General features: G+C 32.1%; 10 protein-coding genes. 3 read left to right on the forward strand and 7 right to left on the reverse strand.

The features are described from left to right. Positions 1 to 68 precede the first annotated feature (68 nt). Together AC4FRF_RS10110 and AC4FRF_RS10115 are read left to right on the forward strand one after the other, a co-directional pair. On the forward strand, positions 69 to 899 hold the full coding sequence (locus AC4FRF_RS10110) for a Cof-type HAD-IIB family hydrolase (protein WP_491159382.1): 831 nt from the start codon (positions 69 to 71) through the stop codon (positions 897 to 899). Between the two features lie 82 nt (positions 900 to 981). Continuing rightward, complete coding sequence (locus AC4FRF_RS10115; protein ID WP_491159383.1) at positions 982 to 1,938, forward strand: phosphoribosylaminoimidazolesuccinocarboxamide synthase; 957 nt, start codon at positions 982 to 984, stop codon at positions 1,936 to 1,938. Positions 1,939 to 2,002: 64 nt separating this feature from the next. On the opposite strand, the gene AC4FRF_RS10120 is transcribed toward AC4FRF_RS10115, so the two are convergent. The 7 genes from AC4FRF_RS10120 to AC4FRF_RS10150 form a co-directional block, all read right to left on the reverse strand. Beyond that, on the reverse strand, positions 2,003 to 2,596 hold the full coding sequence (locus AC4FRF_RS10120; protein WP_491159384.1) for a DUF2238 domain-containing protein: 594 nt from the start codon (positions 2,594 to 2,596) through the stop codon (positions 2,003 to 2,005). A 163-nt stretch (positions 2,597 to 2,759) separates the two neighbouring features. Continuing rightward, positions 2,760 to 5,861: an efflux RND transporter permease subunit gene (locus tag AC4FRF_RS10125; protein ID WP_491159385.1), complete on the reverse strand. Its 3,102-nt coding sequence runs from the start codon at positions 5,859 to 5,861 to the stop codon at positions 2,760 to 2,762. 17 nt (positions 5,862 to 5,878) lie between these two features. After that, positions 5,879 to 6,964: an efflux RND transporter periplasmic adaptor subunit gene (locus tag AC4FRF_RS10130; RefSeq protein ID WP_491159394.1), complete on the reverse strand. Its 1,086-nt coding sequence runs from the start codon at positions 6,962 to 6,964 to the stop codon at positions 5,879 to 5,881. Between the two features lie 13 nt (positions 6,965 to 6,977). Beyond that, positions 6,978 to 8,225, reverse strand: a complete 1,248-nt coding sequence (locus AC4FRF_RS10135; protein WP_491159386.1) for a TolC family protein — start codon at positions 8,223 to 8,225, stop codon at positions 6,978 to 6,980. A gap of 73 nt (positions 8,226 to 8,298) precedes the next feature. Beyond that, on the reverse strand, positions 8,299 to 9,660 hold the full coding sequence (locus tag AC4FRF_RS10140) for a sensor histidine kinase (protein ID WP_491159387.1): 1,362 nt from the start codon (positions 9,658 to 9,660) through the stop codon (positions 8,299 to 8,301). Then, the gene (locus AC4FRF_RS10145; protein ID WP_491159388.1) at positions 9,657 to 10,337 is read right to left on the reverse strand and encodes a response regulator transcription factor; all 681 of its coding nucleotides are present in this window, start codon (positions 10,335 to 10,337) and stop codon (positions 9,657 to 9,659) included. Before AC4FRF_RS10145 ends, AC4FRF_RS10140 begins: the two co-directional genes overlap by 4 nt. A gap of 78 nt (positions 10,338 to 10,415) precedes the next feature. Next, positions 10,416 to 11,504: a M42 family metallopeptidase gene (locus tag AC4FRF_RS10150; protein ID WP_491159389.1), complete on the reverse strand. Its 1,089-nt coding sequence runs from the start codon at positions 11,502 to 11,504 to the stop codon at positions 10,416 to 10,418. An 82-nt stretch (positions 11,505 to 11,586) separates the two neighbouring features. On the opposite strand from AC4FRF_RS10150, the gene AC4FRF_RS10155 reads away from it, so the two are divergent. Then, positions 11,587 to 12,261, forward strand: coding sequence for a DUF4294 domain-containing protein (locus AC4FRF_RS10155; RefSeq protein WP_491159390.1), 675 nt, complete (start codon positions 11,587 to 11,589; stop codon positions 12,259 to 12,261). Positions 12,262 to 12,896: the final 635 nt, after the last annotated feature.

Raw genomic sequence — 12,896 nt, forward strand, 5'->3', positions numbered from 1 at the left:
TTTGATCACTATTTATCAAGTATTCGTTGTGTTTTAGGTATTTTTGCAAGGAATTAGACGAATGATATATGATAAAAGAAAATATAAAAGTAATTGTTAGTGATTTAGATGGGACATTACTTAACAGTGACCACCGCATTTCAGAATATACCAAACAAATTTTCAGAGAATTATACCAACAAAATTATTTAATCATTGTTGCTACTGGTCGTCATCATTTAGATGCGATGTCTATTGTGTCAGCTTTAGATTTTCCTGTTTATTTGGTTACTTCAAATGGTGCTCGAATTCATGCCCCAAACAGAGAATTGATTTTTACTTCTAATATGGATAGTGAAGCGGTAAAATCAGTAATGCAAATGGATATTCCTGATGAATTTACCACAGTGCTTTTTAAAGAAAATGTTTGGCAAACGAATAAACATGACAGTAAGTTGATGGAATTTCAAGCTGAACTGAGTTATGTTCCGGAATTAGTTAATTATAAGGAAATGACAGATTTTAATGCGATTAAAATCTTTTTTAAACACGAAAGTCACGGAAAATTATTGGAATTAAGAGAAAAAATTTTAGAAAAACATCCCGATACTTTTAGTCATGCTTTTAGTTTACCGCACTGTTTGGAATTTATGAATAAAACCGTAGATAAAAGTGTAGCTATTGGTCATATTTTAGAAAAAGAAGGCTATCAATTCCATCAGACCATTTCTTTTGGCGATGGTTATAATGATGAAGGAATGCTGAATGCAACTGCTAAAGGTTTATTGATGGGCAATGCACCAGATAGTTTGAAAAGTAAATTGGGACATTTAGAAGTTATTTCCAAAAATTATGAAGACGGAGTAGCTAATTATTTGGCTCAAAATATTCTGAAAAATGAAACTTTAGCATCTAAATAAAAGAGAGAGAAGTTTCCTTGTTTTTCTTTCTAAAATAATCCTAAATTTGCATTCACATAAAATCAACGCAATACATATCTAAATGAGCAATACAATTACGACTACTAATTTTAATTTTCCTGGACAAAAATCAGTTTATAGAGGTAAGGTTAGAGAGGTTTACAATATCAATGATGAATTATTGGTTATGGTGGCAACCGACAGGCTTTCGGCTTTTGATGTGGTTTTGCCAAAAGGAATTCCATACAAAGGACAAATCTTGAACCAAATTGCTACTAAATTTATGGAATTAACTCAGGATATTGTACCAAACTGGTTAATTGCTACTCCAGATCCAAGTGTTGCTGTAGGTCATTTATGCGAGCCTTTTAAAGTAGAAATGGTAATTCGTGGGTATTTATCTGGTCATGCTTCACGCGAATATGCAGCTGGAAAAAGAACGCTTTGCGGTGTACCAATGGCTGAAGGTTTAAAAGAAAATGACAAATTTCCTGAACCAATTATCACGCCAACTACAAAAGCAGATAATGGAGAACACGATGCTGATATTTCCAGAGAAGACATTTTAACAAAAGGAATTGTTACTGAAGAAGATTATTTAGTATTAGAAAAATATACCAGAGCGTTGTTCCAAAGAGGAACTGAAATTGCTGCAAGTCGCGGATTAATTTTGGTGGATACCAAATATGAATTTGGAAAAACGAAGGATGGCGTAATTGTTTTAATTGACGAAATTCATACTCCAGATTCTTCTCGTTATTTTTATGCAGAAGGTTATGCAGAAAGACAGGCAAAAGGAGAGGAGCAAAAACAATTGTCAAAAGAATTTGTGCGTCGTTGGTTAATTGAAAATGGTTTCCAAGGACAAGAAGGCCAACAAATTCCTGAAATGACGGATGCTTATATTGAAACGGTTTCAGACAGATATATTGAATTATATGAAAACATCATTGGAGAAAAATTTGTAAAGGCAGATATTTCAAACATCAACGAAAGAATCGAAAAGAACGTTGTTGCTTATTTAGCAAGTAAAAAATAATTCAGGAAAGATTTAAAAATCAAGTCCGTATCGTTTTAAACGAGACGGACTTTTTTGTTTTTATCTATTCTTGGAGTTGTTTGTCTTGAAATTTAGAAAATAAAATCAAAGCAGTGATTGCTCCAATTGTGGCAAACAACATATCCGATTGGGTGTCCCAAATATCTCCTTGAGTTCCTAAAAACGAATCGCCTTCTTCGGCAGTTGCTAATGAAACTCCCCATTCAATCCATTCGTAAGTGGCACTAATAGCTAGGCAAATGCAAACAATAATAAAATTGAAAAAGTTTTTATTGCTAATTACTTTTTTCCGAATAAATAATTCTCGTGTAATCATAGCTGGAACAAAACCTTGTGCAAAATGTCCCACTTTGTCATAATTATTTCTGCTTTGGTGAAATACATCTCGAATGGTATCAAATAAAGGAACTTCGGCATAAGTGTAATGTCCGCCAATAAACAGGATAATACAATGAAGGAGTATTAAAAAATAAGTAAAATTGCTAAAGCGAAATTTTTTGAAAGTAAATGCTAAAATCAAAATACCAATGATAGCGGGAATTATTTCCAGAAAACAAGTAAAAGCTTCCTTAGGATTGATTATAGACCATAACAAACTGATTGTAAAAATAAGGAGCATTAGATAGATGGACTTCATAGTACAAATTTAGATTGTGAAAGTAATAAAAAAAACCGTGTCGTTTTTTTGAACGATACGGTTTTTAAGCCCTGATAGTCCCGAAGCGTCGGGAGAAATCCTCTCGTTTTGCGTTAGCAAAAACAAGAGATATAGCGGATAGCAGGAATAGCTTCAAATAAAATTAATCGATACTTTCATGTTTTTTTCTATTGAAAATCCAAAATATAATAGGAAAAACAAGTAGCGTTAATACTGTTGCGGTCATTAAACCGCCAATAATTACAATAGCTAATGGTTTTTGTGATTCGGAACCAATTCCTGAGGAAATGGCTGCTGGCAATAAACCAATGGATGCCATTAAAGCGGTCATGATTACGGCTCGGGTTCGAGCTTTTACTCCCATAAAAATGGCTTTTTCTAATGATAATTTAGCCTTTAAATTATGATGAAATTCGCTTATAAGAATCACACCATTTTGAATACAAATTCCCAGTAAGGCAATAAAACCAACACCTGCTGAGATTCCAAAATTCATTCCTGTAAGGTGTAATGCAATTATTCCTCCAATGATGGCAAATGGAACATTGGTCAATACGAGTAAAGAATCTTTTAGATTTCCAAACATGATAAAGAGTAGAATAAAGATTCCAATTAAACTAATAGGAACTACTTGTCCTAATCGTGCGCTAGCACGAACTTGATTTTCAAATTCTCCTGTCCATCCTGTAGAATATCCATCGGGTAACTTTAATTCATTGACTTTAGCTTGAGCTTCGGCAATGGTGCTTCCTAAATCTCGATCTCTAACAGAGAATTTGATTCCTATAAATCGTTTGGTTTTATCACGATAAATTAAGTACGGCCCTGTTACTTTTTCGACATTTGAAATTTCTTTCAAAGGAATTTTTGTTCCGTCTATTGTAGGTACCATTAAATTTCCAATGTCTTTCTCGTCTTTGCGATATTCTGGTTCGTAACGAACTCGAACGTCAAATTTTCGCTCACCCTCATATTTTTGTGTTGCTGTTTTTCCTCCAAAAGCTAGTTCTAAAACAGCTTGAGCATCATTTAAAGTTACCCCATAAGCGGCCATTTTTTCTCGGTCAAGAATCACACTTATTTCGGGTTGTCCAATGTTTTTGAGAATTCCTGAATCTTTGATTCCGGGAACATCTTTGATTTTTTCAACAACTTGAATCGCTAATTCGTTTAGCTTTTCTAAATCATCTCCATAAATTTTTACGGCATTTGAAGCTTTAAATCCAGCTACGGCTTCGGCTACGTTGTCAATAATAGGTTGCGAATAATTATAGGTAATTCCTTGATGTTTACTTTTTAATAATTGATCCATTTGTTCCACTAATTCATCAGTAGTAATGTCTTGTTTCCACTCTTTTTTAGGTTTTAAGTCTACTTGGAATTGGATAAAACCAAATCCATTTGGATCGGTACCATCATTACTTCTTCCGGTTTGCGATAAAACATTTTCTACTTCGTCAAAACTTAATAAGTCTTTTCGAATTTCTTTTGCTGTTTTTACACTTTCGGGCAAGGAGGAACTAATAGGCGTTTCGGCAGTAACCCATAAAGCTCCTTCGTTTAATGCAGGTAAAAATTCGGTTCCTAAAAAGCCAGCCGAAAAGAAAGTGATTCCCATTATAAGGACTGTTCCTATTAATGTTTTTACTTTATGTTTGAAACTGAATTCAAACCCTTTTTCGACTATTCGATCCCAAAAATTAACAAATGGATTGTGTTTTTCTCTAACATTTTTGTTTAAAAGTAAATGAGATAAAACAGGAACTAAAGTTAGGGTGAAAATTAAAGCTCCAATTAAGGCAAAACCTAAGGTGAAGGCTAGGGGAGAGAACATTTTTCCTTCTACTTTTTGGAAAGAAAAAATAGGTAATAATGCTGTTATGATAATTAATTTGGAAAAGAAAATGGCTTTACCCATTTCAGTTCCTGTTTTTTTAATTAAACTTCCTTTAGCAATTTTGTTATAGGCTTCCATTCCTATTTTTTTAGCTTTATGGTCGAGTACAACAAATAATCCTTCAACCATAACAACGGCGCCGTCAATAATAATTCCGAAATCAACAGCTCCAAGACTTAATAAATTAGCACTCATTCCCATTAATTTCAAGCATAGAAAAGCAAAAAGTAAAGCCAATGGAATAACTATAGAAACAATAAATGTAGTTCGCCAATCGGCCATGAATAAGAAAACAATACAAGTAACCAGCACAATTCCTTCAAATAGATTGTGCATTACCGTTTCAGTTGTAAAGTTCATTAAGACATCGCGATCATAAAAAGGTTCTATTTTCACATCTTTAGGCAAAATACCATTGTTTAATTCATCAATTTTTGCTTTAAGTAATCCTAGAACTTCTTTGGCATTTTCACCTTTTCGCATGACTACAATACCTTCAATCATATCATCTTGGTCATTCAGTCCAGTTTGACCTACACGAGGCATAGCACTTTCATGGACTATAGCTAAATTTTTAACTAATATGGGATTTCCTCCCGCATTATCAACAATGATATTTTCAATATCAGTAATAGATTTTGCCAAACCGACACCGCGAACGACAAAAGCCTGATTATTTTTTTCGATAATATCGCCACCAATATTAATATTTCCTGCACTTACTGCATCATACAATTGTAACGGACTAATGTTATATTTAGCTAGTTTTAAAGGATCAACACTTACTTCATAGGTTTTTTCTTGACCTCCAAAGGCATTTAAATCGGCAATTCCTGGTACCGAGCGCAATTGTTTATCCACTACCCAATTTTGAATAGTTAGTAAATCTTTTGAATCTCTTGATTTACTGGTTAGAACGTATCTAAAAATTTCTCCAGTAGGTCCATAAGGCGGTTGCACATCGGCTTCTACACCTTCAGGAAGGGAAACGTTTTTGAGTAAATTATTGACTTGAAGTCTAGCAAAAGTATCATCGACTCCATCATCAAAAATAATTTTAATAACCGATAACCCAAACATGGTAACGCTACGAACACTAGTTTTTTTCTGAACTGAGTTCATTGCAATTTCAATAGGAGAAGTTACAAATCGTTCTACTTCTTCAGCACTTCTTCCGTTCCATTGGTTGATAATGATAATTTGGGTATTAGTAACGTCTGGGAAAGCCTCAATAGGCATGTTTTTGAACGATATAAATCCTGAAACTGCTAATATAGCTACCCAAAAAAAGGTGAAAGCTTTATTCTTTAAAGAAAAAGCAATAATGTTTTTTATGAATTTGTTCATTTTTTTTTAGTTTTTCATTAATCGTTTAGAGCACTATAAATGAAGAGTTGATTATTGGTAATAACCTTATCATTTTCGTCTAAACCACTAGATATATAGCTAATGTTGCCTACTTGTCTAAAGACTTCAATTGCTCTAGTTTCAATATTATGACGATCTTTAAAGAGCATGACAAAATTTTTGCTTTTATCAAAAATGATTGCCGCGCTTGGTACTGCTATCATGGTTACATCATCATTAAAGAATAATTTTATAGAAGCTGTCATATCTGGTTTGAGTAAAAAAGAGGTGTTTTGCAATTTTACTCGGGCTTTCATAGCTTTTGTTTCGGGATCAATGATGTTAAAAATTTTATCTACTTTTCCTTTAAAAACTTTTTCTGGATTGCCTAAGGTGGTAACTTCGGCATCAATGCCTAGTTTTACCTTGTTAATATCAATTTCATTAATGTTTGCCATGGCCCAAACTTCACTGATTTCGGCAATATCAAAAATGTTTTCAGAGCGATCACTTCGCAAAAGCATGTCTTGATTAATACTTTTTTGGATGATAAAACCACTAATTGGTGCTGTAACTTGGTACAAAGAGCCTTTTTTAATGTTGTAAATTTTGTACATTTCTTGAATTTTACTCAACTGCGATTGGGCTTTGCTCACTTCACTTTTTGATTCTAATACATCACTTTCAGAATTTAGTTTGCCTTCAAAAAGCTCTTGGGCAACTTTAAGTTTGTTCTTGGCTACCAATAATTCGCTATTGGCATCAATTAATTCTTTTTCAATATCAGCAACATCTGTACTTTTTATAATAGCCAAAACTTGTCCTTTTTTGACATAATCACCTAATTCTACATTTACCTGAACTACATTTCCACCAACAAGAGGATAGACATCAATAGCTTTATTATTATCGGCAGTAATTTTTCCGTAAAAGTTCAATTCGTTTTTTAAAGGTAATTTTTCAGCTAAAGCAGTTGTGGTTGTTTTTAGCATGGCATCACTCAAAACAAATGAAGTATTGATTTCTGAATTTTCAGTTTCTTTTTTACAACTGATTGTAGCGAGTCCTAGAACTGCAATTCCTATAATTAATTTATGTTTCATCATTTTTTGTTTTTTAAAATAAATCTTTATTGACACTACTATTTAATTCTTCAGATGAGAGCACTACTTTTTTCTTTAGTTCATTAAGCTGAATTGTTGCTTGGTTGTAACTTTCCATGAAATCAGTAAATTCTAAAAGGCTGATGTTTCTTTTCTGAAAATTCATTAGCATACCTTCATAAACGGCTTCAAAATTAGAATTGGTTGCTGGTTTTAGAAGGAGGTAATTCTTTTTTGCTTCGGTCCATTTATTCCATGTCGATTCAATTTCAGAGTGTAGTTGCAATTCAAAGTTTTGTTTTTCAACCTTAGATTGATTCAATAGCATTTTAGCATGTTGGATATTTCCTTTGTTTTTGTTCCAAAGTGGCAAAGGAATTCCAATGGAAAGGTTGGCTTCGTTATTAAATGCGCCACTTCGTTGATCGTAGTTGACACCAAGAGTAATGTCTGGAACAGATAACGATTTTTGCCATTTTACATTAATTTCACTGGCTTCAATGTTTTTTTGCTGTACTAAATAATCAGGACGATTTTTAATGGCTTCTTTTTCAAGAGTTGGAAGATCATAAAGTAGCTCTTGAGTATATTTACTAAAATCTGTTGCATTAACTATTGGGATAATAGTTTGCTCTTCATTTAGTAATAATTTAAGATTGGCTTGCTCTTCAATGGTATTTTGAATAATTTCTAGACGTTCATTTTTAAAATTTAAAAACAAAGTTTGAAGACGAACTAAATCTTTTAGAGGAATATTTCCTTTCTCCGTTTGAGAAGTGTAAGATTCTATTAAGTTTTCAATATGAACCAATTGCTTATCTGTAGTCTCTATTTTTTTTGAATTATAATAAACGCTGAAAAAACTTTGTCTTAATTCTAATTTCAAGTTTCGCAAGAGATTATCAAATTCCAATTGAGATAAGACTTCATTGGCTTGAGCAAACTTAATTTCGTTACGTTTTTTACCACCTAAATAAACCAGTTGTTCAATGCTAAAAACTTTTTGTCCAGCTCTACCAAGATCAAAGAATTGATTTCTATCCGGATTATAAGCATTCAAGTCGGCAGAGATGGTTGGGTTTTCCCATATTCTAGCTTGAATGGTAAGTGCTTTAGAAGCATCAATATTGTAGTGTGAGGCCAATAAAAAAAGATTCTTTTTTAAAAATTGGCTTTCACATTCTTCTAATGTAACGGTTTTTTGTGCTACAGTTACTTGATGAAGCAAACCTAAGAGCAATAGGGTAAATAGTTTTTTCATTGTATCATTTTATTTGATACAAATATGCTATCCCTAAACTTTAAGAAGCCTTAAGAATGACCTTAAAAAGAGCTTAAAAATGAAAAATGAGTAGGAATTCATTAGTGTTCTCAGTAGGAACGCTATATTTAATTTCAGCATTATGAACTATTAAAATGCGTTGCACTATGCGTAAACCAAGACCAAAACCATTAGTTCCTTTGGCATTTTTTCCACGAGAAAAAGGCTCAAATAGATTTTTCTGTTCTTCAATATCTAATGTATTTCCTGTATTTGAAACCGAAATAATTAAAACATTTTTTTTGGCACTAATAATTACATTAGCTTGTTGATTTTCAGAATAGATACAGGCATTTTTTAAAACATTGCCAATGGCTATTTCGAGAAGACTTTTATTCCCTTTTATCTCTAAAGCCGAATCGATAGTTTCACTTTCTTCAATATCAAATTGAATTACAGCTTCAGGAAATGCTTGATTTAGTTTTTCAATTGAAGAAAAAATAATTTCATCCATTCGATGGAATTCATTTTTTTTAAGGTTTTTGTTGTCTAATTTTGACAGAATTAATAATGAATGTATCAGTTCGGTCAATTGATTTACATCGGTTAAAATGCGATTTAAAAAGTTTTTACTTTCACTATTTGTTTCTTTATTCGCAACTGTATTTTCAATTTGAGCTGTAATTCTGGAAAGTGGCGTTCTAAGTTCGTGAGAAGCATGAGCGGTAAATTCCTTTTGTTTTTGATAGGAAAGCTGAATGCGGTCCATCATGAAATTAAATTCATTAGCTATTAAATCAATTTCATTGGGTTCACTGTTTACTTCTATACGTGTTTCTAGATTATTCTCATTAATGTTTTTAATTTTTTGGTGAAACAAACCCAAAGGATTCATTAATTTTCTAACTGTAAACGAAGTAAGAATCCAACATAAAACGGTGAAAAATACATAGGAAATAATTAAAATGTAACGTAAGTAAAGTAGTTTTCTTTTCCCATAATTGTCTGTTGCTGAAATTAAAGCATAAAAATCTTTGTAATTGGTGTCATAAAAAACACCGTACACTTCATAGTCGCCTTGTTGCTTGAAAAAGGTTTTATTCTTTTTAAGGTATTTTAAATCTTCAATAGACCAATTGATTTTTGCATCATCTATACTGCTATAAATGAGATTGAAATTAGAGTCAAATATTAATGTCTTCTCGTCATAAAGTTGGTTAATCGTATTTTGGTCAATCATTTTTAAAAGCTGATTATCAACCTCTTTTACGTTAACAAGTAGCTTTATATTCGATAAAGCTTTGACTTCTAGACGGTCTCTAAATTCTTCTTTTCGGAAATTGGAGTATAAAACAAATATCACTGTTGAGGCAAGGCCAAACAAAATGGTAAATAAAGTACTTACTATAAGCGATATTCGGGTTTGTAATTTCATTCTTCTATACTTAGATAATAACCATAACCAATTTTAGTGTGAATTAGTTTGATAGCATGTTCTTTGTCTATTTTTTTTCTCAAAAAATTGATATAAACCTCAATTGTATTTTGATTGGTTTCTATGTGGTAATCCCAAAGTTTATCGGCGATATCTTGTTTAGAAATAACTGTACCATTGGCATTAGCCAGTATTAAAATGAGTTTGAATTCTTTAGGTGTTAACTTTATTTCTTCACCAGAACGAAATACCTTCATTTCTGATTCTATTATTTCTAAATCGGCTATTGTAATTTTTTCTTTGGTTTGTTGTGGGATTTCTTTTCTTCGAAGAAGAGAATGAACTCTAGCATATAATTCTTCAAAGTGGAATGGTTTTACCAAATAGTCATCAGCACCATTTTCAAATGAAATCAATTTGTCTTCAATTTCACTAAAAGCAGTCAGCATAATAATAGGTGTTTTTTTATCTATTTCTCTAATAGATTTACATACTTCAAAACCATTAATTCCAGGAACATTAATGTCTAGGATAATTAAATCATATTGTTTTGGTTTGTATTTCTGTAGAAGAAGAGCACCGTCATAAAAAGGAGTACAATCTAATTCTTTAGTAGAAAAAAACGTCAAAATCTCTTTTGATAAAGTAAAATCATCTTCTAGTAATAGAATTTTCATAGGTAGCGTTTATTTGTTAATTCGGTTATTCATTTAATCGATAAGTCAAATAACCGAATTAACGCTTAAACATTATTTTTATTTAAAATAACTAAAAGTTTCGTTGTTTTCTATTTTAAGTAAGGATTCATAAATTAATCGAATTACATTTTCCACATCTTCTTTATGAACCATCTCAACGGTAGTATGCATATAACGCAAAGGAAGTGAAATCAATGCCGAAGCCACTCCGCCATTACTATAAGCAAAAGCATCGGTATCTGTTCCTGTAACACGAGATGAAGCCAAACGCTGAAAAGGAATTTCTTTTTCTTCGGCAGTAGTAATAATCAAATCTCTCAAATTGTTTTGTACCGCTGGAGCATAAGTAACAACAGGTCCTTTTCCAATTTTTGTTTCTCCTTCAATTTTCTTATCAATCATTGGAGTAGTAGAGTCGTGACAAACATCAGTGATGATAGCTACGTTTGGTTTGATAGTTTGAGTGATCATTTCGGCACCACGTAAACCTACTTCTTCCTGAACGGCATTGGTAATGTATAATCCAAAAGGTAATTTTACTTTATTTTCGTGCAAAAGTCTAGCAACTTCGGCAATCATAAAACCTCCCATACGGTTGTCGATAGCACGGCAAACAAACTTGTTTTCGTTTAAAACTACAAATTCATCAGGATAAGTAATCACACAACCTACATGAACACCAAGTTTTTCAACTTCTTCTTTGGTTTCACACCCTAAATCAATAAAGATATTGCTGATTTTTGGGTTTTCTTCTTTATCTCTATTTCTGGTATGAATAGCCGGCCATCCAAAAACGCCTTTTATAATTCCGTTTTTAGTATGAATGTTTACTCGTTTTGATGGCGCAATTTGATGGTCAGAACCACCGTTTCTAATTACATAAATCAAACCGTCTTCAGTAATGTAGTTTACATACCAAGAAATTTCATCTGCATGTCCTTCAATCACTACTTTAAAAGGAGCGTCTGGATTAATGATACCTACAGCTGTTCCGTAAGTATCGGTAATAAAAGTATCAACATAAGGTTTTAGATACTCCATCCAAATTTTTTGCCCGCTACTTTCGTAACCTGTTGGTGAAGCATTATTAAGATAGCTTTCTAAAAAAGCCATTGAATCATTGTTTAATATCGATTGTGTACTCATAAAAATATTTTTTTGCTAATTTATAAATTTGGTATTACAGTTCTATATATAATGTATAATTTTACAACAAATTGTTAACTCTATGAAGCCTGTATATTTTTTAATATTCTTTTTCTTTATAACATTAGCTAGCTTTAGTCAAGTTGTGCCAAATGATCCCAATGCTATGGGATACACCTTTACAGAAAAAGATAGTATTTTAAATGACACTATAAAACTACCTGAAATTATTGTTTCCAAAGAAAAAATGGATGAAGAAGGTCGTAAACAATACCTTATTTTACAAAGTCGTGTTCTTAGGACTTATCCTTATGCTAAGTTGGCTGCTGACAGATTGACTAATCTAAATAAAGGAATGGCGCGTCTTTCTTCAGAAAGAGAAAAGAAAAAGTATTTTAAAATAGTTGAAGATTATTTGACAAATGAATTTGAAGCCAGATTAAAAAAATTATCTCGTTCGCAAGGACGCATTTTAGTAAAGCTCATTCATCGACAAACAGGATCTACTACTTACGATTTGATAAAAACACTAAAGAGTGGTTGGAAAGCGTTTTGGTCTAATACAGCAGCGAGTATGTTTGATATTAATTTAAAATCACAATATCAGCCTTTCGAATCTAATGAGGATTATTTAATAGAGAATATCCTTAAAGAAGCTTTTGAAATGGGTAGACTTCAAAATCAACCTGCTGCACACCCAGTTGATGTAGATAAATTAAATGAATATTGGGATACCAGATTATCTAAGAAGCAATAATTATTTCCTACCTTTAATCTATAAAGCTCGTACTATTATAATATAGTGCGAGTTTTTTTTATGGAGCTATTTCCTGCTATTCGCTACAATCTTGTTTTCTGAACGCCAGAAAACAAGGATTTCCGCTGCTATCAGGGCTAGGGAGTTGGTTTAAAGTTGGAATTAGTACTATTATATATAGTATAGAGTCTTTGTTGTCTTGATTTTTTCTTTGTGTCTTATGTGGTGGAAGTTGTTTCTGTGTAGTAAATGATGTTTGTGATCTTTGCGGCTTCTTAGTGTTCTTTGTGTTTAAAAACTCCAAATTCTTACAAAACTAAAGAATCTTTAAAAAACAAAGGCTTTGTTATCAGGCTATTAAAAAATAGTTTAAAAAATAGTTTGTAAAAGCTATTGTGTAATTGAATAAAGGTGGTACTTTTGCACCCGCAACAGCGAAAACGTTCTAAGAAACATACTGAAAAGCGAAAGAGATTTTAAGAAGAAATTTTTAAAAATAAAGTTTGGAAGTTGATTAAAAAATGTTTTACATTTGGACCCCGCAATAGCGCAAGTTATTTGAAATACTGACAAGGAAGATGGAGTTAAGCTTCGAGAAATAAATCGAAAAAAAACTTTAAATTTTTCTTGCGAGT

It is taken from the genome of Flavobacterium sp. ST-158 (genome assembly GCF_058309975.1).